Below are 25,720 nucleotides of genomic sequence, written 5' to 3' on the forward strand. Positions count from 1 at the left end.
TCGTCTGAAAAGGCATCCGCCCGATTATCTGCCGTTTTGCACGGCATATCCTCCATGAGAAATGCTGCCAAATATGCCTGATTGGCGTATGATAGCGGCAGCGTCCCTACCGAGAGCTTCACCCTATGAAACCAGTTTTTTTGGATTTTGAACAACCCATCGCCGAATTAACCAATAAAATCGAAGAGTTGCGCTTTGTGCAGGGCGAGTCCGCCGTCGATATTTCCGATGAAATCGCCAGATTGCAGAAGAAAAGCAACGACTTGACCAAATCGATTTTCAACAAGCTGACGCCCGCTCAGATTTCGCAGGTTTCACGCCATCCCCAACGTCCTTACACCTTAGATTACATCCAAGCCATTTTCACCGATTTTGAAGAGTTGCACGGCGACCGCCATTATTCAGACGACCATGCCATCGTCGGCGGTTTGGCCCGCTTCAACGGACAAAGTGTGATGGTTATCGGCCATCAAAAAGGTCGAGATACCAAAGAAAAAATCCGCCGCAATTTCGGTATGCCGCGCCCTGAAGGCTACCGTAAAGCACTGCGTCTGATGCAGACCGCCGAGAAATTCAATATTCCCGTGATGACTTTTGTCGATACGCCGGGCGCGTATCCGGGCATCGGCGCAGAAGAGCGCGGTCAGTCTGAAGCCATCGGACGCAACCTGTACGAACTGACCCGCCTGCGTGTACCGGTTTTGTGTACCATCATCGGCGAGGGCGGCTCCGGCGGCGCGCTGGCGATTGCAGTCGGCGATTACGTCAATATGCTGCAGTATTCGACTTACTCGGTTATTTCTCCGGAAGGCTGCGCGTCTATTCTGTGGAAAACTGCTGAAAAAGCAGCAGATGCCGCTCAAGCCTTGGGTATTACCGCCAAACGCCTGCAAGAATTGGATTTAATCGATAGCGTGATCAGCGAGCCTTTGGGCGGCGCGCACCGCGATTTTGAAACGACCATGAAAAACGTCAAAACGGTGCTGGAAACCCAGTTGCACGAAGCGCAAAATATGCCGATGGCGGACTTGCTGTCCCGCCGTTTCGACCGGATCATGGCCTACGGCAAGTTTACGGATAAGTAAACAGTTAATGTGTAGAAAAGCAGGCAGAAGCCCCCCTGCCTGCTTTTTCATTTCTAAGAATTTGCCTTGCCGACACAATATAGATTACACCATATGAACCCGACGTCGTCTGAAAACCTTCCGCCTCAATGCCGCAGTTTGTTGGAAACTCTGCGTCTTTCGGCGCGTTCGCTTCCGGATGGTTGCATGGTAACGGTTGGACTAAGCGGCGGTTTGGATTCGGTAGTGTTGCTGCATATGCTCGCGTGTTTGCGGGAAGAGCTTGGATTGGACGTACACGCTTTACATGTTCATCATGGATTGAGCCGCAATGCGGATGACTGGCTGGTGTTTTCCACACGTTTATGCCAAGAATGGAATGTGCCGTTCAGAAGCGCAAAAGTTGAAGTCAAAAAAGACGGGTCGGGGATTGAGGCTGCCGCACGGAAAGCGCGTTATCAGACGTTTTCAGACGACCCCTCTAGTGTCATCGCGTTGGCGCACCATCAGGATGACCAGATTGAAACGTTTATGCTCGCGGCGGTTCGCGGCGGCGGTATCAAAGCACTTGCTGCCATGCCACAATGGCGCAAATTGAACGAGGAAACGCAAATTTGGCGGCCGCTGTTGACGTTTTCCCGAAAAGAATTGGAAAACTACGCCGCTGCCTGCAACCTGCCGAATATCGAAGACGAAAGTAACGCGGATACAGCCTTTTTAAGGAATTGGATGCGTTACGAGGCGTTGCCGGTTTGGCGGGAGCGCATTCCGAATTTTGACCGTCATGTTTGTGCGAACATCCGTTCTTTGCAAACCGATTTGGCGATTTTGGATGAAGTTGTCGATGCAGATTATCAAATGGTTTGTGAGAGCGGACGCTTCCAAGTCAGCCGTTGGCAAACATTCAGCGAAGCACGCCGCAGCCGGATGCTTTGGCGGTTTTTTAAGGAGAATGGGATTGTGGAAAGTTCTCCGAGAAAGCTGGCGGATTTCGCGCGGATACTGTTGGAAGCGGAAACTGCACAATGGCAGTTCGGCGAAACATCGGTATGTTTATACCGGGATTTTTTATTTATATTGAAACAAAGCCAGTTTGCAGACGCAGATTGGATAAAGGGAAAAGAAGTCAGAGGTCGTCTGAAAGATATTCTCCAAGAAAACGGCTTTTTTCTGGTGCCACACCGCAATGGATTGCCGGAATCGGTCTTGGAAGAAGAAGGAATCATTCGGACGGCGGGCAGCGATGATATGATGAATGTAGGGTTTTTGTTCAAAAATGTTAAGAAAGTGTTGCAAGAAAACCATATCGTACCGTTCGTTAGAAAATGCTGGCCGATTATCACAAATACTGACGGAAACTGCATTGCTATTGTTAACCTTACGGTAAGCCACGATTTTCAAGGGTTTGACGGCTTTTTACCGGTTTACGGAAAATTTTTGAGATATAAATGGAACTAAATACGGCGGCAGCTGTCTTTAACTGGCACAGCACGCTTTACTACTTTATAGCTTATAATGCAGTTATTACAAAAGGTAAGATATGAATGATCGCCAGATTGATCAGGCCTTGGTAGAGCGCGCACAGAAGGGCGAACAAAAAGCATTCGAGATGCTGATGTCCAAATATCAGCGTCGGCTCATCAGATTGATTTCCCGTTTTGTCAAAGACGAACACGAAGTCAACGATGTGGCGCAAGAGGCAATGATTAGGGCTTATCGGGCCTTGCCGAACTTCCGAGGCGAGAGCGCTTTTTATACTTGGTTGTATCGGATTGCCATCAATACCGCCAAGAACTTCTTAGTAACATCAGGAAAGCAGCCGTTCGTCAGTGCAGAGGCTGCTAATGAAGACGGGGATATTCTGGATTTATCGGATCAGATTGCGGATTACCATACGCCGGAAGCTGAAATGATCAATCGGGAAATCCTGCAAACAGTCGAATCAACGATTTCGCATTTGCCCGAAGACTTACGCAAAGCCATTACCCTGCGGGAAATGGACGGTTTGTCTTACGAGGAAATAGCCAAAATTATGGATTGTCCGATAGGAACGGTCCGCTCCCGTATTTTCAGGGCGCGGGAAGTGATAGCAAAAGATTTGAGGCCGCTGCTGGAAACCTCTGAAAATCAAAGGTGGTAAAAAATGGTAACAACTATGGATACAACAAGAGAATATGTTTCCATGCTGATGGATGGAGACCAAGTAAGCGAAGAGATGCTTGACCGTCTTTTGTCCGACGATGCCGCTGCCGAAGCGTGGTATGAGTACCATCTGTTAGGCGATTGCATGCGCTATAAAGCAGGTACGGGGCGTGATGCGGATTTCATGCAAAGCGCGGCATTTACCGCTACGCTTGCGGAAATCAGCGAAGAACACAAGCAACGTCATGAAGCCGAAGTTGCTGCCGCGATGCCTGTTAAGGAAGCGCAAGCTGCAAACAACTCTTTCTTCAAATCTTTCGCCGTTGCCGCCAGCGTGGCTGCGGTTGCCGTCGCCGTATGGCAATTCGGTCCGCAAGTGAAGGGCGACTCTTCAGGCATGGTTGCGGAAAAAGCTGTTGAAACCAAAAACCAGCAGGAAAATATCGTACCCGTAGCCGCCAATCCGACAGCAAAAAATGCTTCGGACGCTGTGGTAATGCCTGAATCTGCAAAGAATGATAAAGGTGTGAGTCAGACTACGGTTCGAACCGAAATGCAGGTTCAACAGGACTCCGCCGTTCATTAAACTGCATAGAGATACAGATTTCCATCAAGTAGAGAAATCCCTTCCCGAGCTATTCGGGCAGGGATTTTATTTTTGATGGTATAATAGTGGATTAACTTTAAACCAGTACGGCGTTGCCTCGCCTTAGCTCAAAGAGAACGATTCTCTAAGGTGCTGAAGCACCAAGTGAATCGGTTCCGTACTATCTGTACTGTCTGCGGCTTCGTCGCCTTGTCCTGATTTAAATTTAATCCACTATATGCGTCAAGAGGTCGTCTGAAAAAGCGGTTTGAACAAAGTCGGACGGTATCGTGCGGCTGCCTTTCTGTATCCTTTTTATTTGAATCCGCTATATAATGCGGCACATGAAATCAATTACCTCCGCGCAAAACGGGCAGCTCAAGCATTTGTCCAAGCTGCTGACACAATCTAAAGCACGCCGGGAATATGGGCAAACCGTGTTGGAAGGCGTGCATCTTTTGCAGGTCTATTTAGAGGCGGGGTACACGCCCAAACAAGTGTATTTGCCCGAAAGTAAAAACACGCATCCTGAAATCCTAAATTTAATCAGTAAATTAGACGAAGATTGTATTACTTGGGTCGGAAACGAAGCCTTGTCTAAAATCACCAGTCTGAATGACGCCGATGATGTGATGACTTGGATAGAGATTCCGCCACAAGGTGATTTGCCTTTAAGCGGCGACTGCGTGGTGTTGGATAGGGTGCAAGACCCCGGTAATGTCGGTACGGTTTTACGCAGCGCGGCAGCTTCGGGCGTCAGGCAGATTGTGTTGAGTAATGACTGCGTCGATATTTGGTCGCCCAAGGTATTGCGGGCGGGTATGGGGGCGCATTTTCTGCTGAATATATACAGCCGCGTTTCGCTATTGCAGTGGCTGGATGCTTATCAGGACAAAATATGGGCGACCGCTTTGGACGGGCGCAATCCTTCCGACTTGTACCAACTGGATTTAAACGCCCCTTGCGCTTGGGTTTTCGGTAATGAAGGCAGCGGCGTGAGTCGGGAAATTTTGGAAAAAGTCGACGGCAGCGTCAGAATCCCAATGCTGGGGCAGACCGAGTCGTTAAACGTTGCCATGGCGGCAACGGTATGCCTTTTCGAGCAAATGCACCAACGTATCGGCTAAACCGTTTTCAGACGACTCCTTAGAGAAGATAGTGGATTAACTTTAAATCAGGACAAGGCGACAAAGCCGCAGACAGTACAGATAGTACGGAACCGATTCACTTGGTGCATCAGCACCTTAGAGAATCGTTCTCTTTGAGCTAAGGCGAGGCAACGCCGTACTGGTTTAAAGTTAATCCACTATAAACATACCATTTAAAATTAAGGAATAACCATGCAATTGCAAGCATTTGACGAAGCGTCGCGCGTACGCCTGATGGAGCTGCTCGATGCCAAATCGGAACACCACAACACCATGCGCTGCGATGAGGTACAGGCGTTTATGATGGCTTTGTTGAGCGGTCCGGATGCGCTGAACCCGAATGACTGGCTGCCTGAAGTTTTGGGCGACGAATCGTTGTTTGATGCCAAAGAGCGCACTGAAATCGAGCGTTTGGTTATCGGTTTGGCGGCGGATTTGCGCATCAAACTCAGTAAAAAGATGCTGCCCGATTTGTGGTTATACGAAGATGCCGCCTCCAATCCTGATATTTATACTTGGTGTAACGCGTATCTCTATGCTTTGGATATCGTTCCGACCGATTGGTTTGAAGCGGTTGATCAGGAAGAATTTGAAGATTTGTTCTATCCGATTATGGCTTTGGGCGGGATTTACGATGAAGAACGAAACGGTGAAGTCATCCTGCACCTGACCGAAAAAGAACTCGCCCAGCTCGAATCCGAGCTGCCGCATGTGTTGCTGGATATTTACTGGTACTGGCAGGCAATCATCAACAAACCGCAAACCGTACGCCGTGAAGGCGATAAAACCGGACGCAACGATCCTTGTCCTTGCGGTAGCGGTAAGAAATACAAAGCCTGTTGTAACAAATAAGCGTTCAAAAACCAAAGGTCGTCTGAATTTCAGACGACCTTTGGTTTTGAAGGGATGGCTTAGAAAAACGAACCCAGCCACACAAATAGGACAGTCAGCGCAATGGTCAGCGCGCAGCCGATTTTGGCAACCGTGCCGATAATAAAGCCGATAAACGTACCGATGCCGACTTTGCCTGCCTGCCAAGTGTCTTTACCGGCAATAAATTCGCCGATGGCAGCGCCAATCAAAGGGCCTAACAGCAAGCCGGGAATGGCGAAGAATGCGCCCACGATACCGCCGATAAACGCTCCCCAGATGGCTGTTTTACTTGCCCCCGTATATTTCGCCCCCAGCGCGCCCGCGACATAATCCATTGCCGTGCCGATAATGGCGACAACGGCAAGGAAGATGAGCGTGCCGGAACCGAAAATCTGATAATCGCCGGCATGGCCCAACAGCCATGCGCCGGCAAACATCAAGCCCAATCCCGGCAGGGCAGGGTAAATCGTGCCAAAAATGCCGACCGCTATGGCAATCAGACCGAGGATAATCAGGAGAGTAGTCATCGCTTTCTTTCAAATGTGGAGTGGTGTAACGGCTGTATTATGGGGATGTTTCGGCTGATTTCGATAAGGCCGGATGCAAGAAAATGAAAATTTATAGTGGATTAACTTTAAACCAGTACGGCGTTGCCTCGCCTTAGCTCAAAGAGAACGATTCTCTAAGGTGCTGAAGCACCAAGTGAATCGGTTCCGTACTATCTGTACTGTCTGCGGCTTCGTCGCCTTGTCCTGATTTAAATTTAATCCACTATATATCGGGATGTTGTAGCTTGAGATAGGGAATTGAGCATTGCAGGATATTTCATTGAAAGGCGGTTTAAGAGAAATTAAATAGATTTTTGTATGAACATAAAGCCTTGTCTGCAAAACAAGCTAGGCATTCTCGTGTTGCACAGATTCTCTTGAAAAAGGTCGTCTGAAAAATGAGTTTCGGCGTTTTCAGGCGACCTTTGGTGTCTTAATTTCAGTAAAACATTGTTAATAACGAGTGCTTACTCTATAATCACGCCCGATTTAATCGGATAAAGTGTTGGTATTTAAAATAAAAACAAAAATATGGATATCAGATGTAATGCAACAGCAGCTTCCGCCGATATCCGCTTTAATCCGTTTCCTCTTCAAGATTTTTTTACAAACAATGGAGTGTTCATGTCCACAATGTTTTTTATCCAGTTCGCCATCGTACTGGTGTGTATCTTAATCGGCGCGCAGGTCGGCGGTATCGGCTTGGGCGTGCTCGGCGGTGTCGGGCTGGCGGTTTTGGCCTTTGGTTTCCATCTTGAGCCGACCAGTCCGCCGATTGACGTGATGCTGATGATTATGGCGGTTGTTTCCGCCGCCGCATCGATGCAGGCAAGCGGCGGTTTGGACTACATGATTAAAATCGCCACCCGCGTTTTACACCGCAATCCGAAATACATCACCTTCATCGCGCCTGCGGTTACTTATCTGTTTACCGTATTGGCAGGCACGGGACACGTCGCTTATTCGGTATTACCCGTTATTGCCGAAGTCAGTCGCCGCAACGGCATCCGTCCTTCCCGCCCGTTGACGATGGCGGTTATCGCGTCGCAATTTGCCATCGTTGCCAGCCCGATTGCGGCCGCGGTCGTTGCCTGCGTTACCTACCTTGAGCCGCAACATATCACGATGGCCGATGTGCTGAAAGTAACGGTTCCTTCAACTATTTTAGGTATCGGCCTTGCCTGCGTATTCGTCAACAAGCTCGGCAAAGAGTTGAAGGATGACCCGCATTATCAGGCGTTGCTGAAAGACCCGGAATATGTAGAAGCCAACGAAAAAGATTCGACTGAAGTCTCCAATGCGCCCGTCAGCAAAGAGGCGAAACTTTCGGTCGGGATTTTCCTCGCCGCCGCATTGTTGGTGGTCGTAATGGGTGCCGTCCCCGAGTTGCGCCCGACCTTCCAAACGGAAGAAGGCCCGAAACTGATGGGCATGGCGCACGCCATCGAAATCGTCATGCTTTCTGCCGCCGCGCTGATTATCCTGTTGTGTAAACCGGATGGTAACGCGATTACCAAAGGCTCGGTGTTCCACGCGGGGATGCGTGCCGTTATCGCCGTATTCGGCGTGGCATGGCTGGGCGATACGCTGATGCACGGTCATCTGGCAGAAGTCAAAGAAACCGTATCGCATCTGGTCGAAACCGCGCCGTGGACTTTTGCATTTGCCTTGTTCGTTTTGTCCGTCTTGGTCAACAGCCAAGGGGCGACCGTCGCAACGCTGTTTCCCATCGGTATTTCGCTGGGTATTCCCGCTCCGATTATCATCGGCACGTTTGTCGCGGTGAACGGCTATTTTTTCATTCCGAACTACGGTCCGATTATCGCGGCGATTGATTTTGACAGCACGGGTTCGACCAAAATCGGCAAATTCATTTTCAACCACAGCTTCATGATCCCCGGCCTCTTGAGCATGGCGTTCAGCTTGGCATTCGGTTTGCTGCTGGCGAATTACTTCTTTTAAGGTCGTCTGAAAAAAGGTCGTCTGAAAACTAAAATGCGTTTTCAGACGACCTTTGTTATAGTGGATTAACTTTCAACCAGTACGGCGTTGCCTCACCTTAGCTCAAAGAGAACGATTCTCTAAGGTGCTGAAGCACCAAGTGAATCGGTTCCGTACTATCTGTACTGTCTGCGGCTTCGTCGCCTTGTCCTGATTCAAATTTAATCCACTATACATCTTTCCGGCAAAAATCTTATTCGCAATGAAGCGAGCGCGTTTTTTCGGCGAACGAATCCATAGCGATTTTACACATGGTTTCGCGCTGCGATAAATCGGCGGCAGGCAGGGCTTGGAACAGGAATTTTGTATTGTTGCGCTGAAAATCGGATTTGGCTCCCGCCTTTTTGTAACAGGTTTCCGCGCGCGTGAAGTATTGTTGGCAGATTTTGGGCAGCTCTTCCAAGGTCAGCGGCTTATGTTTATGCATGCCGTGAGCAGACGCTGAGAATGCCGATGCCGTTAAAACAAGGGCGGTTAAGAATTTTAGAGGTGTTTGCATGATGCACTCCGGTTAAAAAATGGGGCAAAACAGGCTGGGGCAAGGTCAGCCCGCCTGCTTTGACAGATTGGTTTCAGCTATCGCTGTTGTTTAAAAATATGCGCTTCGTATTTCATGTTTGTTGTATTTTTGCCTATGCACTGTGCCGGTATTGAGGAAACAATGCCATCCGTTGTTTCAACTTTGGCGGTTCGCACCAGCCAATTTGATGATAAAGGTCGTCTGAAATACTTGTTTTCAGACGACCTTTAGGTTTGTTTTAACGAGGCATGCCGCGTTCCCATGCGCGGCGGGCGCGTTTGCAAGCAAGCTGTTCTTTCCAATTCATGTAGCGTGCTTTAAAGCGGGCTTTCATGAAGTCGTCGAACTTGCGCTGTACGGTCAGGTTCCACAGGCTATGCGCCTTAACCGTCCAGCTTTCATCCCATGCACGCAGGGAGATGGAGAATGAGCCGTCAAGGTATTTCATCCAATGCCACCAGCCGGTCGGCATGAACAGGGTATCGCCGTATTCGAGGAAACATTCGATGCCTTCGATGCCTTCAAGCTCGGGGAAACGTTCCGTATCGGGGTTGTCGACGTGGTAGTCTTCCAGCGCGTAAGTGGCGAAAGGAATGCGGAACAGGCGCTCTTTCCATTTGTAATCGAACAAGATGATGTGTTTCTTGCCGAAATGCGTATGGAAGATGTGCGCCATATCGATGTCGTAGTGCAGGAAAGTTTCCGAACCTGCACCGCCGAAAAACAGGGTAGGGTAACGGTCTAAGAATCCACCCATCAGCTCTTTGGGGAAAACGTAGTCGTTCAGCAAGGCGGGAGCGTGTTTGATGGGGTCAAATAAGAAAATCCGCAAATCCGTCGGCTCGCGTTTGATCAAATCGATATAGTCGCTGAAGCGCATTTCCGTACTGGCGGCGTTAATCGGCGCGGAAGGGTCGGCTTTGGCGCTGTCGTACAAGGGAACGACGATATCGCCGACGGTTTCTTTCATATAGTCCAGTGACCATTTGTCGCGGGCGGGCCAGTTGCGGGTCAGTCCTTTGATCACGACAGGACGGCGGGGCTTGAGATAGTTTTGATAAAAATCTTCGCGGCTGATGTTTTCTACAACATCAATCGGAGTAAGTTTGAAACCCATAAGCAAATCTCTTTTTGGAATGTAAGACTGATTTTAAGTGAATATTTCGGAAGGTGGCAAGCGATGTTTCAGACGACCTGATGCGAATCAAAAATCGTGGTTGTGATATTATGGCGATATAAATATTCCGTCCGAAACGCTTATGAACGATGCAGACGATTATTTGGGCAAGATGCCTTTTTTTATTGTATTCCTCGACCCGCTGCACACGGATTTCCACAGCAGCGGCAAGCCTCTGAACGAATACATCGCCCGCCATCCGCTGATGCACGACAAGCTGCACCGCCCCGCTTTTGCCGCCAAAGTGTTGGAAATGGCGGCAAACAGCTGCAATATGCGTGTTTTTGTCCGCAAAGCGGATGCGCTGATCAAGCATCCGCTGCATTATATTGTCCGTAACGGCGTTTTCCGAACCGAAGAGCAGATGTGGGCGTTCATCAATTCGCCCGAAAACATCGCCGCCGTCAAACAACCCTAAAAGGCCGTACCCCCATGCTTTTGTTCATTGATAATTATGACAGTTTCACTTACAACATCGTCCAATATTTCGCCGAACTCGGTCAGGAAGTCGTCGTCCGCCGCAACGACGATATTACGCTCGAAGAAATCGAAGCTTTGAAACCGCAATATCTCGTTATCGGGCCGGGCCCTTGTTCGCCGAAAGAGGCGGGCATTTCGGTTGCCGCCATGCGCCATTTTGCCGGCAAGCTGCCGATTATGGGCGTGTGCCTCGGGCATCAGACGATAGGCGAAGCGTTCGGCGGGGATGTGGTGCGGGCAAAAACGCTGATGCACGGCAAAGTTTCGCCCGTGTTCCATTTGAACAAAGGCATGTTTAAAGATTTGCCCGATCCCGTTACCTGCACGCGTTATCACAGCCTTGTCATCGCCCGCGATACGCTGCCCGATTGTTTGGAAGTCACCGCATGGACGGAAGATCAGGAAATCATGGGCGTGCGGCACAAGGAATACGCTGTCGAAGGCGTGCAGTTCCACCCCGAAGCCCTTTTGACCGAACACGGACACGATATGTTGAAAAATTTTTTGGAAGAATTTAAAGCTTTCCAAGCGTCCGCCGCTTAAACCAAACGTCGTCTGAAAACTTTCAGACGACGTTTGGCGTAAAAATACCCGAAAAAGGATTGAACCATGATTACACCGCAACAAGCCATCGAACGATTAATCAGCAACAACGAATTGTTTTACGACGAAATGACCGACCTGATGCGTCAGATTATGAGCGGGCAGGTGCCGCCCGAACAAATCGCCGCCATCTTGACCGGATTGCGGATTAAAGTCGAAACCGTATCGGAAATCACCGCCGCAGCCGCCGTCATGCGCGAATTTGCCGCCAAAGTGCCGCTGGAAAATTCAGACGACCTCGTCGATATTGTCGGCACGGGCGGGGACGGTGCAAAAACCTTCAATATTTCCACGACTTCGATGTTTGTCGCTGCTGCGGCAGGTGCGAAAGTCGCCAAACACGGCGGGCGTTCCGTTTCCTCGTCCAGCGGCGCGGCGGACGTGATGGAGCAGATGGGCGCGGTGTTGAACATTACGCCGGAGCAAGTTGCCGAAAGCATCCGTCAAACAGGCTTGGGCTTTATGTTTGCCCAAAACCACCACAGCGCGATGCGCCATGTCGCGCCCGTGCGCCGTTCGCTCGGGTTTAGAAGTATTTTCAATATCTTGGGCCCGCTGACCAACCCCGCCGGCGCGCCGAACCAGCTCTTGGGCGTGTTCCACATCGACTTATGCGGCATCCTGTCGCGCGTATTGAAACAGCTTGGTTCCAAACACGTTTTGGTCGTGTGCGGCGAAGGCGGTTTGGATGAAATCACGCTGACCGGCAAAACCCGCGTTGCCGAGCTGAAAGACGGAGAAATCCGCGAATACGACATCAGCCCCGCCGATTTCGGCATTGAAATCCGCCGCGATTTGGACGAAATCAAAGTCGCCAACGCGCAAGAATCGTTGGAGAAAATGGATGAAGTGTTGAGCGGCAAACATGGCGCGGCACGCGACATCGTCCTGCTCAACGCCGCCGCCGCGCTTTATGCAGGCAATGTCGTGCCTTCGTTGGCGGACGGTGTCAAAGCCGCGGAAGCAGCCATCGATTCGGGCAAGGCAAAAGCGAAAAAAGAAGAATTTGTCCGCTTTACACAGCAATTTGCCAAAGAGTAAGCGAAGGTCGTCTGAAAACGGAAATTCGATGCTGATTATCGGGAATGGGCTGAAACGCTGCGAAACCGTTCGATAGGCAGTTGAGGCGGATTGACCGTCTTCAAGAGAAAATATAGTGGATTAACTTTAAACCAGTACGGCGTTGCCTTGCCTTAGCTCAAAGAGAACGATTCTCTAAGGTGCTGAAGCACCAAGTGAATCGGTTCCGTACTGTCTGTACTGTCTGCGGCTTCGTCACCTTGTCCTGATTTAAATTTAATCCACTATAATCCGACATAGCAAAAGGTCGTCTGAAAATTTTCAGACGACCTTTTTGATTAATCTGCCATTTGTATCAAGCTGTCGGCGAGGCGGTCAGCGGCTTGGCGGTAGCCTTTGCCTGAGAAGTGGACGCCGTCTTTGGCGGCGAGGCCTTGGTTCATCCAGCTTTTCATACTGCATTCGCCGCCCATCGCGTTTTGCCACGACCAATACATGACTTTTTCATCGCGGGCGACGCGCTGCTGCATTTGTTGGATGCTGCTTAAGGTGGTGGGGCGTGTGCCGCAGCTTCCTGAGGTGCTTTTAAGGGATTCGGGCGCGCCGAGAATCAGGATGCCTGCGTCGGGCAGGCTTTGTTTGATTTGGCGGATGTAGCTGCGCCAGCTTTGTTCGGTGGCTGTGATGTCCAAATCGCGGGCGAAGGCTTCGTTGGTGCCGTAGGCGATGATAACGAGGTCGGCGCGGGTTTGGGCAAGGTCATCCTGCCAAGAGGGACGCCATTTGGACCAGTGGGTCAGTTGCGCGCCGTTGATGCCGAGCGCGGAAACGGTTACGCCGCGTCCGGGATTCTCGATATTGATGTAGCCGATGTCCCAAGGCATGGAGCTGCTGAGGGTCAGGGGCAGGCGGCCGTTGCTGCGGATGATTTGCCAGCCGCTGTTTCCGGCGGGAACTTCGCGTCCGTTGAATGAAAGGGTTTGTTCGGGCAGGACGGGTTTGGCGAAGACGGAAATCTGCTTCTCGCCGCTGCTTCCGTCTTTGGCACTGATGGTAACGCTGCTGCCGTTGGCTTTGGCGATGATGCCGCCTAAGGGGAAGTCGTCTGAAACGCTGCGGCTGCTGACGGTTTGCCACGAGCCGTCATAGCGGACGGCTGCGCTGCGCTGTCCTTTGACGGTAGAGGGGTAAACCCAGCCTATGCCGCCGTCGCCCCATTTTTGCTGGAGGCGCAGGCGCAGTTGTTCGGTGAAAAGGTCGCCGGCGGTGTGTGAATCGCCAATTTGGAGGATGCGGAATTTGCCGTCCGAGCTGCGGTCGAGTTTTTTGAGCTTGGAGAGCCATGTGGGACGGCTGCTGCCGTAGTTTTCCAACAGCATATCGGCGGCGGGGGCGGCGGCAGACAGGTACAATGCGGTAAGGGATACGGACAGGGTTTTGATGTTCATGAGTTTCCTGTGTGTGGTTTTCAGACGACGTCTTTTGACGCGGCGGAGGGCTATTGTAACGAAAAAGACGGCATTGGATAAACAAAACGCCGTCCTTTTGCTGCCGATACGGGCTTAACGTGCGGATAATTGTTCCGTGCGTTCTTCGCCGTTCATTTCAGGGGTCGTCTGAAAAACGATTTTTTCCATGATTTTATCCGCGAGCAGTTTTTGCCCTTCAGCAGAGAAGTGGATGCCGTCTTTGCTGCGGTAGCGGATGATTTTTCCATTGATGTTGACGGAGTCGGCGTAGGTGTCGGAGCCGTTGCTGAGGAGCTTGTCGGTCGGTATCCACAAGGCTTTTGGACTGATCTCGTCTGCTAAAAGTTTGTCGAGATATCGCATTTGCTTGTTAAGTTTTGCCTGTTTCATATAAGGAATGCCCATCCAAATGACTTGGACGTGGTGTTGCTCGGCGGCGGTTAGGATGCGGTTGACGCGACTGAGGTATTCTTCCGACCATTCGGGCGAGGCGAATTTCAGGTATTTTTTGCCTTTCGGGAAATCCCACGGATCGTTGGGACCGAGGAAGACGACCAGAAGGCGGATGTCGGTTTGTTGTTTCAGCGTCTGCTCAATGGTGTTCGGCCAGTCGAAAAACTTGGGATAGGACAATCCGGTACTTTGTTTGCTTAAGTTTACCGACTGGATGCCGTATTGTTTTTTCAGGCTTCTTTCGACAAAAGGCGCAACGCCCTGCATCATCGAGTCGCCGGCAAAAAAGACTTTGTCGCCTTGTCCGAGAACGATATTGGCAGGTGGGACAATGGGGAGACTGTGTGTGTCGGGTTGTCCGCCGTGTTGTGCCGTTTGAGGTTGGTGTCCGTTGGCGGGACGGTTTTTTTCCTGTGGTTCGGACGCATTAAGCTGCGCATTTTGTTCAGACGACCCGTCACCTTGAGTGATTTGAGGCTCCGGTTCGGCAATCGTGGGCTGTCCTGCCAAACGTGCTTTGAGGTCGTCTGAAAAGGCGTATGCGTCTTGTTGCAGCTTCGCGCCCGTGCGCCACCATTCGTATTCGGACAAAGGCTCCAGCGGTGAAGCCTGATGATAGGTTTGCTGCCAATAGGCATTAATGGAATCTTGACTGAACCACGCCGCGCCAAAGGCGCAAACCAAAAGGGAGGCAAACAGGGAAATAAAGTGTTTCATATTCTGATTGTCCTTTTAAAAATCGGCGTAAATAAAGCCCGGGATGCCTGATGGCGCCAATACGATAATCAACACCAACACCAGCGTCAGCGGTATAAACCACAGCCACATCGGCATTTTTTCCAATGCCGCCACTGCGCCGTCAAATAGGCGAAGCAAATACGGGTAGAGCAAAATCATCAGACCAAACGCGGCAAGCAGCAGGACATCCGCCTGTTTCGGCGCGGCCCAACCTGCTTCGTTGGCGAATAAGGCATCAAATACCATCTGCGTATCGGCGAGGCTGCCGGTGTTGAACACGACGAAAGTGAAGCAGACGAAATGGAAAGTGACGAACCAAGCAAGCGGACGCAAGATTTTCAGACGACGTGAACCGTCCCGCCCGAATATTTTGTCGCCGCAGTTGAGCAAAATTAATGCCACACCGTGCAGCGCGCCCCACAGCAGGAAATTCCAGCCGTAGCCGTGCCAAACGCCCGACAACACCATCGCCAGCAGCAAGTTGAACTGCGTCAGGACGAAGCCGTGTTTGTTGCCGCCCAAAGGAATATAAATATAGTCGCGTATCCAAGTGGAAAGGCTGATGTGCCAACGGTTCCAGAAGTCGCGGATATTGAATGCGCGCAGCGGTGCCGCAAAGTTTTTCGGCAGGCGGAAACCGAGCAGCATCGCCATCCCGATTACCAAATCCGAATAGCCTGAAAAATCAAAGAAAAGCTGGAAAGTATAGCCATAAACACCCGACAACACGCCCCAGCCGTCAAACTGGGCGGGATTCTCGAAAACGGGCGATACCCAGCCTTCCCCCAGTGCGCCCGCCAGCCACCATTTTTTAGCAATGCCCAGTAAAATCAAGCACACCGCCAGCGCAGGGCGTACCAATGCGCGCGTTTCGGCAGTCCGAATCTGTTCCAACGCTCCCGCTTGTTCGCCGTCTATGCTTTTAAACGCCGCCGCACGGATAATCGGCCCGGAAGTAATCGTCGGGAAAAAGCTCAAATGCAGCAGCAACTCATGCCACGCAAAGCGGTCGCCCATCGGATGACGGCAGCAGTACACCAAATAAGCCAAAGATTGAAATGTGTAATAAGACAGCCCCAAAGGCATCAAGATATCGACAATCTCGCTCTGTCCCGTGTATTGGCGGATAAACGGGCGGAAAAAGTCGAAATATTTGAAGAAACACAATACCGCCAAAGCAGTCGCTACGCCGAAGCCCAGCCAGAATTTCCGTACGTTTTCGTTTTCAGACGACATCAACAGACCGAGCAGATGCACGCAGGACGAATAGCAGGCAATCACGGCGGCAAAGATGGGATTCAAGTGATACAGCCAGCCCATACCCGCCAGCAGAAGCAAAACATTCTGCACCGTCGGCATACGGAAAAATGCCCAATAAAGAGGCAGAAAAGCAATAAAAAATACTGCGAATTCAATCGACAGCAACGGCATAAATGTTCCTTGAAATTTTTATTATTCAGATGCCTCGAAATATAGGTTTGGCAAGTCGAAGCGAACCATATATTGTAAATAAGTGTTTGAATTTATACAACTAACGCTAATCTTGTTTTAGAACCGCTCGTCAGAGATTGAAACGGATTTTAAAATCTTTTGTCATAAATATCGTATTGGATAAGCAGGCTTTTTTTAAAATTTCAGAGATAAAAAGCAGGTTGGGTAGGGCATGCTGATTGCCCTTGTTTTGACACTCAATTTCAAGCAATGAATTGATTTAAGATGAAAAAAAGCAGATTCAAGGTAGAGATGCCCGTAAGATGTTTAAACCTTGACGAGTTTTACCTTGAATCTGCTTTTAATAAGGTTGGTTTTTGAGAATAACTTTTTATTTCAAACGATTAGATAATTTATGCTTAGGAGGATAAGGCGGCTTGTTGATGCGCTGTCAACTCCGTAATGCCCTTTTGTGCCAGCGCAATCAGTTTGCCCAATTCGTCCAAGCTGAACGGCGCGCCTTCCGCCGTGCCCTGTATTTCGATGATTTTGCCTGAAGCGGTCATGACGATGTTGACATCGCTGTCGCAGCCGGAGTCTTCCGGATAGTCCAAATCCAAAAGCGGCACGCCGTTCACCACGCCTGCGGATACAGCGGCAACGGCTTCGCGGATGGGGTTTTCGCTGATGAGGTCGTCTGAAAGCAACTTGTTGACCGCAATTTGCAGGGCGACGAATGCGCCGGTGATGGATGCGGTGCGTGTTCCGCCGTCTGCCTGAATCACATCGCAATCAATCAGGATTTGACGTTCGCCGAGTTTTTCCATATCCACGACGGCGCGTAGCGAACGCCCGATCAGGCGCTGGATTTCCTGAGTGCGCCCCGACTGTTTGCCCGCCGCGGCTTCACGGCGCATACGCGAGGCAGTAGAAGCGGGCAACATCCCGTATTCGGCAGTAACCCAGCCCTGACCTTTGCCGCGAAGAAATGGCGGGACGTTTTCGTCGATGGAAGCGGTACAGATAACCTTGGTGTTGTCGCATTCGATCAGGCACGAGCCGTCGGCGTGCGGCAGGAAGTGCGGAGTGATTTTGATGTTACGCAGGCTGTCGGCAGCGCGCGAGGTGCGGGTGTAATTGCTCATGATTTGTCCTTAGGGGGAACGGTAAAAATTTGTGATCTGTATTATACGGGATTCGGTGGTGTGTCTGTTTCTATGATAGAAAATCCCTCCATCTCAGGAGGGATTTATTTGAATTACAAGTAGTCAGATAATGCTTGCAACATACTGATAAGCGTCATAATGGAAACAAATGATATTTTAACTGATATTGTTGTATTACTATTTTTATAGAAAAATTTGATCATAAAAGTTATATGCTCCTGAATTAATTAAAAACGAGACTCATGAGACTCTTGGAATAGTTTAAAACCCTATTTACGGATTATATGCAGACTTAAAGAAATAAATATCTCGATAAAACAGAAAACTAAGAATTTTTTATTCCACTTATAAGGTAAGGCTGTCTGAAAATATCCGTTTTTCTAAAAATCCAAGATGTTCAAGTTGATTCTAGCTTCTTATTTTTCGATTATATGCAGGTTCTATTTCATTCAAGAAAAAATCAAACATTTATGAGTTTTGATATTTTATAAGTCGTCTGAAACCGTTTTCAGATGAACTTCGGCAAGGATAGGATACGCAGTCCGTATGGCAAATTGCGGTCTGTATTTCTTGAGTAGAAATTGATTTGCCAACCCAATCTGTACCCAACATAAAGGTCGTCTGAAACCATAAAAAGAGTTTCAGACGACCTTTATGTTGCACATTCCAATCAAGCAAGGAACAGGCGGTATGCGGCGTTTTGGGTTTCGTCCTGATAGCTGTAACCGAGGCTTTCGACGAAGTTTTCAAATGCTTCATCGTCAGTGGACGGGACGTCGATGCCGACGAGGATGCGGCCGTAGTCGGCGCCGTGGTTGCGGTAGTGGAAAAGGGTAATGTTCCAGCCGCCCTGCATATGGTTGAGGAAGCGGGCGAGTGCGCCGGGGCGTTCGGGGAACTCGAAGCTGATTAAGCGTTCGTGGGCGACTTTTGTTGTGCGTCCGCCGACCATGTAGCGGATGTGGATTTTGGAGATTTCGTCGTCGGTCAGGTCGACATTGGGCAGCCCGGCTTCAGTCAGTTGGCGGCTGATGACGGCGAGGTCTTGGGAACCTGCGGTTTGCAGGCCGACGAAGATGTGGGCTTTTTGGTCGTCGCCGTAGCGGTAGTTGAACTCGGTGATGTTGCGGCTGCCGAGCAGGTTGACGAACTTGAGAAAACTGCCGCGCTCTTCAGGGATGGTCACGGCGAAAATGCCTTCGTTGCCTTCGCCCAATTCGCTGCGTTCGGAAACGTGGCGCAGGCGGTGGAAATTCATGTTGGCGCCGCTGGTGACGGCGACGAGGGTTTGGTTTTGGATGCGGTTGCGGGCGGCATAGGTTTTCAAGCCGGCAAGGGCAAGCGCGCCTGCTGGTTCGGTGATGCTGCGGGTGTCGTCGAAGATGTCTTTGATGGCGCCGCAGATGGCGTCGGTGTCAACGGTGATGATGTCGTCCAAGAGATCGCGGCAGAGGCGGAAGGTTTCGTCGCCGACGACTTTGACGGCGGTACCGTCGGAGAAGAGGCCGACATCTTTGAGGCTGACGACTTTTCCGGCTTCGACGGATTGTTTCATGCAGCAGGAGTCGTGTGTTTGTACGCCGATGACTTTGATGCTTGGGCGTACTTGTTTGACGAACGCGGCGACGCCTGCCGCCAGTCCGCCGCCGCCGATGGGGACGAAGATGGCGTGGATGTCGTCGGGACGTTGGCGCACGATTTCCATGCCGACCGTGCCTTGTCCGGCAATCACGTCGGGGTCGTCAAACGGGGCGATGTAGGTCAGTTTTTCTTTTTCTGCCAATTCCATCGCGTAATCATAGGCATCGTTGTAGGAAACGCCTTTGAGGACGACTTCGCCGCCGCGGCTTTTGACGGCGTCGATTTTGATTTGGGGCGTGGTTTCGGGCATAACGATGACGGCGCGGCAGCCTAGACGCTGTGCCGAAAGTGCGACGCCTTGTGCGTGGTTGCCCGCGCTGGCAGCGATCACGCCGCAGGCGAGTGCTTCTTTGGGCAGCTTCGCCATTTTGTTGTACGCGCCGCGGATTTTGAAGGAAAACACGGGTTGCAGGTCTTCGCGTTTGAGCAGGACGTTGTTGTTCAGACGACCTGACAGCCCGATGGCGGGTTCGAGCGGGGTCTCGACGGCAACGTCGTAAACGGAGGCGGTCAGGATGCGGATGAGGTAATCGGAATAAGATGGGCGGTTGTTCATGGTTTTGTGTGCCGGAGGATTATTTTCGAAAGGAGTGTCCGCCGTCCGCGTCAAACTTTGTCAACAAAACGGCGGAAAGGTAAAACCATACCCGCGAGGTCGTCTGAAATCAAGAAAAATCTTAGCAAAGCGAAGATGCGGCGGTATAATGACAGCCTTTTGCGCCAAACCGCACAACGCAGTTGTTTTTATTTCTATTTCCGCACCACATTCCAATGAAAAAAACATTATCCGTATTGATCGCGGCGATGATGATTACCGCCGCGCAAGCCGCGCCGCAAGCGGCTAAAAACAACGCAGCTCCCGCAGTTGCCGCTTCCGAGCCGGCTCCTGCCGCCGCGTCCCAGCCCGAAGCCATGATGCCCAGCATCAACAGCCCCGATGCGCCGCCTGCCATTGCCGCCGCCGCATACATTGTTACCGATTTGCACAGCCATCAAGTGCTTGCCTCTAACAATATCGACACGCAGATCGAACCGGCTTCGCTGACCAAAATGATGACCGCCTACCTCACGTTCAAGGCTTTGGAAAACGGCACATTGCGCGCCGACCAAATGCTGACCGTGTCTGACGCAGGCTGGAAAATCGAAGGCTCGCGGATGTTCCTCAATCCCAAAGTCCCCGCCAGCGTGAGTGATTTGATTAAAGGCATGATTGTCCAATCCGGCAACGATGCCGCCACTACGCTTGCCGAAGCCATGGGAGGAGGCTCGGTGGATGTGTTCGTCCAACAAATGAACGAAGAAGCCAAGCGTTTGGGCATGACCAAAACCCACTTTAAAAACCCGACCGGATTGGCTGCCGAAGGCCATGTTTCCACCGTCGGCGATTTAGCCATTTTGTCCGCCGCGCTGATACACGATTATCCGAAATACTATCCCGTATTTTCGATTAAATCCTTCAAATACAACAATGTCGAGCAGCCAAACCGCAACCTCCTGCTCTACCGCGATTCCAATGTGGACGGTCTGAAGACGGGACACACCGAAAGCGCAGGCTACAACCTTGCCGCGTCCAGCAAACGCAACGGCAGACGCATCGTTTCCATCGTTGTCGGTACCGATTCCACCGAAGCCCGCGCTTCCGAAAGCGGCAAACTGCTCAACTGGGCGTTGCAGGCATTCGATACGCCCAAGCTCTACAACGGCGGCGAAATCATTTCCAAGGTCAAAGTTTATAAAGGTAGCAGCAAATCGGTAAACGTCGGCTTCCTCGAAGATGTGTACATCACGATTCCCCACGATGCCGGACAAAACATCAAACCGATTTTAGAAACCGTCCAGCCCGTTATCGCCCCGATACGCAAAGGTCAAACCTTGGGCAAACTCAAAATCGTCAAAGACGGCAAAGTCATTACCGAGAAAAACGTCGTCGCCCTCCATTCCGTTGAAGAAGGCAGCTGGTTCAGACGGATGTGGGATGATATCGTATTGTGGTTCAAAGGCTTGTTCGGCAGCAGTTCGAAATAGGCAGGATTGATGAAAAGGTCGTCTGAAAATGGTTTTCAGACGACCTTTGTTTTGGATGCGAACAGGAGGACGGCAAAGTCTTTATAACTCAAATCCGCTTTCAAATATCCGTTCTTGTCCGCTGATCGGGTCGGTAAACTTAATCCGTTTCGCCAGTAGTTTCAAAGGTTTTTCATAATCTTCATCGCCCGCCGCCAAAGGGGTGGGATAAAGCGCGTCGTTTAGCAGCGGCATGCCCAAACGCATCATATGCACCCGAAGCTGGTGTTTTTTTCCCGTATGCGGCGTCAGCCGGTAGAGGCTGAATTCGCCGCGGTTTTCAAGCAATTCGACCGTCGTATGGGCGTTCGGCTCGCCTTCGGTTTCCTGCGTCGTGAAAAACCTTTCCCCGCGCACCATGCGCGAAACCACGTCCAAGGGATATACCAAATCCGTCCTCGTCGGCGCGACGGCATGATAGGTTTTACGGACGCTTTTTTCCTGAAACATCGTTTGATAATCGCGGCGCGTGGTAGGATTGTGCGACAGCAGCATCACGCCCGCCGTATCTTTGTCCAAACGGTGGACCGGCGTAATGTCTGCTACGTTCAAATGTTGCAATTCCGGCCGCAGGCGCAGGCGGGTCAGCAGGGTTTCGCGCAAAAAACGCCCGCTGGGGATAACGGGCAGGAAATGCGGTTTGTCAACGACAATCAGATGGTCGTCGATGTGCAGGATTTTTTCTTCAAACGGAATGACGGGTTCGCTGTCGCTGCTGGTTTCGCGGTAATAAAACATGGTTTTGCCCGGCTCGAACAGCGTGTGTTCGTCAAACGGCGCGCCGTCTGCATCGACGACGAAGCCGCTGTTCAAACGCCTGCGCCAGTTGTCTTCGCCGACAAAGGGAAAGCGGACGCAGAGGAAATGCAACAGGGGCAGGTCGTAAAACGGTTTTTCGTGCGGCAGCACCAAATAGCTGGGTTTGACGCCGTTTAAAAGCGGGAGGGGATTGGAGCGTTTTTTCATGTGGCGGATTGTACTCGGTTTCGGTCTTTTTTTCAGACGACCTAAGTCGGGTTAAGGCAGTCGGGTGATGAAAGAGTGCTTTGTGTGAGGCGGATTTGTGTTACGGGTTATGGAAAAAGGGGTCGTCTGAAAAACCGGATTTTGGGTTTTCAGACGACCTTGGTTGCAACTTATTCAAACAAAAACTTATTCCGCCAATTCGGTTTGCTGGTGCGACATGAGTTCTTGTCCGACATTGGTCAGGAGGTTGAGGTAACGCTCGTACTGCTTGAGAATGTCGGCGATGAGTTCGCGGCGGTTCATGTATTGCACGTCGTAGCCGCTGCGGCCGTCGAAGAAGTAAGTGTAGGGTTCGTAGGTTACGTTGTGGCGGATGTGCGGGAGATGGCCGTCTTTGATAAGCTGTTCGGACACTTCGCGCTTGATGGTTTTAATGCCGTACATGAAGTCGCGCAGGGACTCTTTGTGGATTGTGAATTCGACGGCAGGCTCTTCACGGTCGAAGTGGGTTTGGATGTCGACGCTCAGGCTGTATTTGTCGGACAATTCCTCACTCAGTTCGCGCATGGCGGGCAGGGCGGTGGTTTTGAGGAATTTGAGGATGTCTTGTTCCTGCGTTTGGTTCAGCATACGCTCGAGCCTGTCCTGCCAGTTGTCGCCGCTCCAATAGACGCTGGAGGGGGTGACGGCGGTCGTGAAGTATTTGTGGTCGGCGTTTAATCCGCGCCATAGGCTGAAACACATGATCAGCATGAGCAGGGCGAAAGGCAGGGCGACGATGAGGGTCATGGTTTGCAGGGTGGGCAGCCCGCCGAAGCGCAAAAGGACAATGGCGGCAGCGGACATCAACAACCCCCACATTACCGCCTGCCAACGTGGAGCGGTCAGGCTTTTGTCGCGGGAGGCGATGTTGTTGAGGACGTAAATGCCGGAGTCGGCGGAGGTGATGAAGAAGAGGGCGATCACCATGAGGCTGACAAGCCCTGTGAGGGTCGGCAGGGGGAGGTATTCGAGGAAGCGGAAGAGGAGTTTTTCAGGCGTGCCGGTCAATGCGCCCAATGCGCCTGCTGCGGTGTGGTCGTTAATCCAGATGGCGGTGTCGCCGAAGATGGTGAACCAGATGACGCAGAACAGGGAGGGAACCGCCAAAACGCCGAAAATAAATTCGCGTATGGTGCGTCCGCGCGAGATGCGGGCGATGAAGAGTCCGACGAAAGGCGCCCAAGAACACCACCATGCCCAGTATAAGATGGTCCAGCCGCCGAACCATTCGGTATGGTTTTGTTCGTAGCTGTACGTTTTGAAACTGAGTTGTACGAGGTTGCTCAGGTAAGTGCCGAGGTTGTCGTTGAAGGCGGAGAGCAGGTGGAGGGTCGGGCCGGTAGCGAGGACGAAGACCATCAGTACAAAAGCAAGGGTCAAGTTCATCTCGCTCAACATTTTAACGCCTTTGCCTATGCCGGAGGCGGCGGAGGCGACTGCCAAACCCATGACGGCGAAAATCACGATGGTTTGTACGGAAAAGGTGTTTTCGCTTATCCAGCCGATTTGTGCCAAACCCGCACCCAACTGCGCCGCGCCGAAACCGAGCGTGGTAATGATGCCGAACAGGGTGGCGACCAGCGCGAGTATGTCGATGATGTCGCCTGCCTTACCGTCGATTTTCTCTTTTAGCAGCGGATAAAAGCAGGAACGCAGGGAAAGCGGGAGCTTGTAGCGGAAGGCGAAATAGGCGAGCGCCAACGCCATGGCGGCGTAAACCGACCAAGCATGTACGCCCCAGTGGAAGAGGGTGTGGAGCAACGCATCCTGCTGCCTTGCGCCGCTGCCGCCTTCGGTAATTGGGGACAGATAGTGGGTGAGCGGTTCGGCGACGCCGAAAAACATCAACCCAACGCCCATACCCGCCGCGAACAGCATGGCGAGCCAAGACCAAAAGCTAAATTCAGGCTCTTCTTCGTTGCTGCCCAGTTTGATGTTGCCGAAGCTGCTGACCGAAAGTGCGAGCAGGAAGAAGAAGAAGGCTGAAAACGCCAAGATGTAAAACCAACTGAAGTTTTTGAAAATGCCCGTTTTGGCGGCATTGAGGACGGTTTCTGCCTGCTGCGGAATCAAAAGTGCGATGCCGATGACCAGCAGCACGAAGGACAGCGTAACGGAAACAACGAAGGGATTGAACGAAGAGCGGTTGCGTAAGAAATGAAATAAAGACAAACCTTGACCTCCTTTGGGATGGTGAGGCAGGCGGACGCGGGCGCAAGGCTGTATATGGTTGATTGACAAAAACTAGGAATAAAACATGGTCTGTCGGACAGGGTCCGAGACTTTCCCGATTTTTGGTAATCCACTATAAAACGCAGACAAAAAACGAATAGCGTTTAAACCGTCCTGCCGGATGAAAAACAAGGGAAAAAGAGAGTAAAAACGCACAGATGAATGAGCCGTAATGAGGGCCGGGTGAGACAAAATGGATGATGATTATTTCTTTGTTTGAAGGAATAATAACAAAATCAGGGGATTGTTTCAAATTGGGAAAGATTTGTGTGTATTTGGACAAGAAAGATGGCGGCGATAAAATAGGCAAAGGGGTCGTCTGAAACGCTTTTCAGACGCCCCCTCATCAGTTTTATTAGCTATTGCCGCTATCTACTTTCTTAAACGACAACCAAATGCAGACGCCGGCCGATATCAGCCAAGCCGCCAGCAGCCAATACGGATTGAGCAAATGGGCGTAGGGGTTCAAATCGGGATTCTTGATGGGCGGCAGATAAACCATAACGCCGAAGTAGGCAGATGATAGGGCAAGGCAGCTCAAAATGCCTTTTTGGTCTTTACGCAGACGCATCAGCATTGCCGTCAAACCGCTTGCCACCATGGCGGCAAAGCCAAAGAAAGTCATCGGGATAAAGTGTGCGCTCCAAGCTTGTGTGTCGGGGAAGGCGGAGTCCGGCTGCATCAGGAAAGCGCAGGTCAGGAAAATCGGCGTGCCTGCCAAAGCAAAAGCCAGCAAAATCCACCAGCGGTAAGAAAAAATGCCCTTCTTTTCAGTCGCATGTTCAAAAATGACTTGCCCCGCATGAATGCCCGCCTTCAAGGTTTTTCCGGCAATTTCCCGCTCCCGTTTATATCCGCTTTCACTAGGTAAAAACACCAGCCCAAAAGGAATAACGGCAAACGCATTCAATAGGCTGAATATCGTTAATCCTTCGAAATAAAAATTAAACAGCATCTCTATATCTTTTGACAAAAACAGCGCAAACAATATCGTGCTTATGTAGGAACAGACAAAGCCGATGAGCATGGCGGTCAAGATATGCTTCAAGTTCCTACGCAAACGAAGCTGCGTCATCGCCATACCGGTCAGTATGCCCCAAACCAACATATAGCCAAGCATATAGAGTAAACCGGTAATTATTGTAGCCACACTAGCCAGACTGCCGAACACCAGTCCGAAAATACCGAAATGGAGCATAGAGGCAAAAAAAGCTGCCACCCCGCCGGAAGCTACGGCAAGCTGAACGGTGAGAAACACGAGTAAAACGCCGTAACACAAGGCATAAACGGTAAAAAGCAGCGTAAGGTACGGCTTGCGCGGTTTTTCGTCCTTCAGAGCGGGTTTGTCCGACATTA

The 25,720-nt window shown here is 51.0% G+C and carries 22 protein-coding genes; 11 read left to right on the plus strand and 11 right to left on the minus strand.

All coding sequences use genetic code 11. The features are described 5' to 3' along the window. The first annotated feature begins 125 nt into the window (after positions 1–125). The 6 genes from AAG834_RS04065 to AAG834_RS04090 all read left to right on the plus strand — a co-directional run bounded on the left by AAG834_RS04065 (position 126) and on the right by AAG834_RS04090 (position 5,792). Positions 126–1,085: an acetyl-CoA carboxylase carboxyltransferase subunit alpha gene (locus tag AAG834_RS04065; protein ID WP_003742332.1), complete on the plus strand. Its 960-nt coding sequence runs from the start codon at positions 126–128 to the stop codon at positions 1,083–1,085. Positions 1,086–1,178: 93 nt separating this feature from the next. Beyond that, positions 1,179–2,522 carry a tRNA lysidine(34) synthetase TilS gene (gene tilS / locus AAG834_RS04070; protein WP_446740446.1) on the plus strand — a complete coding sequence of 448 codons (1,344 nt, stop codon included), beginning with the start codon at positions 1,179–1,181 and terminating at the stop codon, positions 2,520–2,522. Between the two features lie 82 nt (positions 2,523–2,604). Next, positions 2,605–3,204, plus strand: a complete 600-nt coding sequence (rpoE, locus tag AAG834_RS04075) for an RNA polymerase sigma factor RpoE (protein ID WP_049229611.1) — start codon at positions 2,605–2,607, stop codon at positions 3,202–3,204. A gap of 15 nt (positions 3,205–3,219) precedes the next feature. After that, positions 3,220–3,792, plus strand: a complete 573-nt coding sequence (locus tag AAG834_RS04080) for a sigma-E factor negative regulatory protein (protein ID WP_342031338.1) — start codon at positions 3,220–3,222, stop codon at positions 3,790–3,792. A gap of 344 nt (positions 3,793–4,136) precedes the next feature. After that, positions 4,137–4,919, plus strand: a complete 783-nt coding sequence (locus AAG834_RS04085) for a TrmH family RNA methyltransferase (protein ID WP_342031339.1) — start codon at positions 4,137–4,139, stop codon at positions 4,917–4,919. 213 nt (positions 4,920–5,132) lie between these two features. Then, on the plus strand, positions 5,133–5,792 hold the full coding sequence (locus tag AAG834_RS04090; RefSeq protein ID WP_049231316.1) for a UPF0149 family protein: 660 nt from the start codon (positions 5,133–5,135) through the stop codon (positions 5,790–5,792). Between the two features lie 59 nt (positions 5,793–5,851). Here AAG834_RS04090 and AAG834_RS04095 read toward each other — a convergent pair whose 3' ends face one another. Beyond that, a complete protein-coding gene (locus tag AAG834_RS04095; protein WP_342031340.1) occupies positions 5,852–6,340 on the minus strand; it encodes a DUF456 domain-containing protein in 489 nt (162 codons plus the stop codon). 654 nt (positions 6,341–6,994) lie between these two features. Between AAG834_RS04095 and AAG834_RS04100 the strand changes: the two genes are divergently transcribed. Then, positions 6,995–8,323: an anaerobic C4-dicarboxylate transporter gene (locus tag AAG834_RS04100; RefSeq protein ID WP_342031373.1), complete on the plus strand. Its 1,329-nt coding sequence runs from the start codon at positions 6,995–6,997 to the stop codon at positions 8,321–8,323. 232 nt (positions 8,324–8,555) lie between these two features. Here AAG834_RS04100 and AAG834_RS04110 read toward each other — a convergent pair whose 3' ends face one another. Both AAG834_RS04110 and AAG834_RS04115 read right to left on the minus strand, forming a co-directional pair. Next, the gene (locus AAG834_RS04110) at positions 8,556–8,861 is read right to left on the minus strand and encodes a hypothetical protein (RefSeq protein WP_342031341.1); all 306 of its coding nucleotides are present in this window, start codon (positions 8,859–8,861) and stop codon (positions 8,556–8,558) included. A gap of 259 nt (positions 8,862–9,120) precedes the next feature. Further along, the gene (locus AAG834_RS04115) at positions 9,121–9,999 is read right to left on the minus strand and encodes a cupin-like domain-containing protein (RefSeq protein WP_342031342.1); all 879 of its coding nucleotides are present in this window, start codon (positions 9,997–9,999) and stop codon (positions 9,121–9,123) included. Positions 10,000–10,141: 142 nt separating this feature from the next. Between AAG834_RS04115 and AAG834_RS04120 the strand changes: the two genes are divergently transcribed. From AAG834_RS04120 to trpD, 3 genes are all read left to right on the plus strand, one after another. Continuing rightward, positions 10,142–10,477 (plus strand): hypothetical protein, encoded by a 336-nt coding sequence (locus AAG834_RS04120; RefSeq protein WP_016686410.1) that lies wholly within the window; start codon positions 10,142–10,144, stop codon positions 10,475–10,477. Positions 10,478–10,491: 14 nt separating this feature from the next. After that, entirely contained in the window at positions 10,492–11,082 is a 591-nt protein-coding gene (locus AAG834_RS04125; protein WP_342031343.1) for an aminodeoxychorismate/anthranilate synthase component II, read from the plus strand. A gap of 66 nt (positions 11,083–11,148) precedes the next feature. After that, on the plus strand, positions 11,149–12,183 hold the full coding sequence (gene trpD, locus AAG834_RS04130) for an anthranilate phosphoribosyltransferase (RefSeq protein WP_039405010.1): 1,035 nt from the start codon (positions 11,149–11,151) through the stop codon (positions 12,181–12,183). 317 nt (positions 12,184–12,500) lie between these two features. Here trpD and AAG834_RS04135 read toward each other — a convergent pair whose 3' ends face one another. The 5 genes from AAG834_RS04135 to ilvA all read right to left on the minus strand — a co-directional run bounded on the left by AAG834_RS04135 (position 12,501) and on the right by ilvA (position 19,616). Continuing rightward, positions 12,501–13,610, minus strand: coding sequence for an SGNH/GDSL hydrolase family protein (locus tag AAG834_RS04135; RefSeq protein WP_342031344.1), 1,110 nt, complete (start codon positions 13,608–13,610; stop codon positions 12,501–12,503). 114 nt (positions 13,611–13,724) lie between these two features. After that, positions 13,725–14,801 (minus strand): peptidoglycan O-acetyltransferase PatB, encoded by a 1,077-nt coding sequence (patB, locus tag AAG834_RS04140; RefSeq protein ID WP_342031345.1) that lies wholly within the window; start codon positions 14,799–14,801, stop codon positions 13,725–13,727. Positions 14,802–14,816: 15 nt separating this feature from the next. Next, a complete protein-coding gene (locus AAG834_RS04145) occupies positions 14,817–16,253 on the minus strand; it encodes an MBOAT family O-acyltransferase (protein WP_342031346.1) in 1,437 nt (478 codons plus the stop codon). Positions 16,254–16,672: 419 nt separating this feature from the next. Beyond that, a complete protein-coding gene (gene rph, locus AAG834_RS04150; protein WP_342031347.1) occupies positions 16,673–17,398 on the minus strand; it encodes a ribonuclease PH in 726 nt (241 codons plus the stop codon). 691 nt (positions 17,399–18,089) lie between these two features. Further along, complete coding sequence (gene ilvA, locus AAG834_RS04155) at positions 18,090–19,616, minus strand: threonine ammonia-lyase, biosynthetic (protein ID WP_342031348.1); 1,527 nt, start codon at positions 19,614–19,616, stop codon at positions 18,090–18,092. 215 nt (positions 19,617–19,831) lie between these two features. Here ilvA and AAG834_RS04160 point away from each other — a divergent pair, with 215 nt between their 5' ends. Next, positions 19,832–21,085: a D-alanyl-D-alanine carboxypeptidase family protein gene (locus AAG834_RS04160; protein ID WP_342031349.1), complete on the plus strand. Its 1,254-nt coding sequence runs from the start codon at positions 19,832–19,834 to the stop codon at positions 21,083–21,085. An 81-nt stretch (positions 21,086–21,166) separates the two neighbouring features. Here AAG834_RS04160 and AAG834_RS04165 read toward each other — a convergent pair whose 3' ends face one another. The 3 genes from AAG834_RS04165 to AAG834_RS04175 all read right to left on the minus strand — a co-directional run bounded on the left by AAG834_RS04165 (position 21,167) and on the right by AAG834_RS04175 (position 25,718). Then, positions 21,167–22,090: an RluA family pseudouridine synthase gene (locus AAG834_RS04165; protein WP_342031350.1), complete on the minus strand. Its 924-nt coding sequence runs from the start codon at positions 22,088–22,090 to the stop codon at positions 21,167–21,169. Between the two features lie 186 nt (positions 22,091–22,276). Beyond that, the gene (locus tag AAG834_RS04170) at positions 22,277–24,304 is read right to left on the minus strand and encodes a BCCT family transporter (protein ID WP_342031351.1); all 2,028 of its coding nucleotides are present in this window, start codon (positions 24,302–24,304) and stop codon (positions 22,277–22,279) included. A 415-nt stretch (positions 24,305–24,719) separates the two neighbouring features. Continuing rightward, positions 24,720–25,718 (minus strand): hypothetical protein, encoded by a 999-nt coding sequence (locus AAG834_RS04175; protein ID WP_342031352.1) that lies wholly within the window; start codon positions 25,716–25,718, stop codon positions 24,720–24,722. Positions 25,719–25,720 lie beyond the last annotated feature (2 nt).

Source organism: Neisseria sp. Marseille-Q2251 (assembly GCF_940793045.1).
Taxonomy (GTDB): Bacteria; Pseudomonadota; Gammaproteobacteria; order Burkholderiales; family Neisseriaceae; genus Neisseria.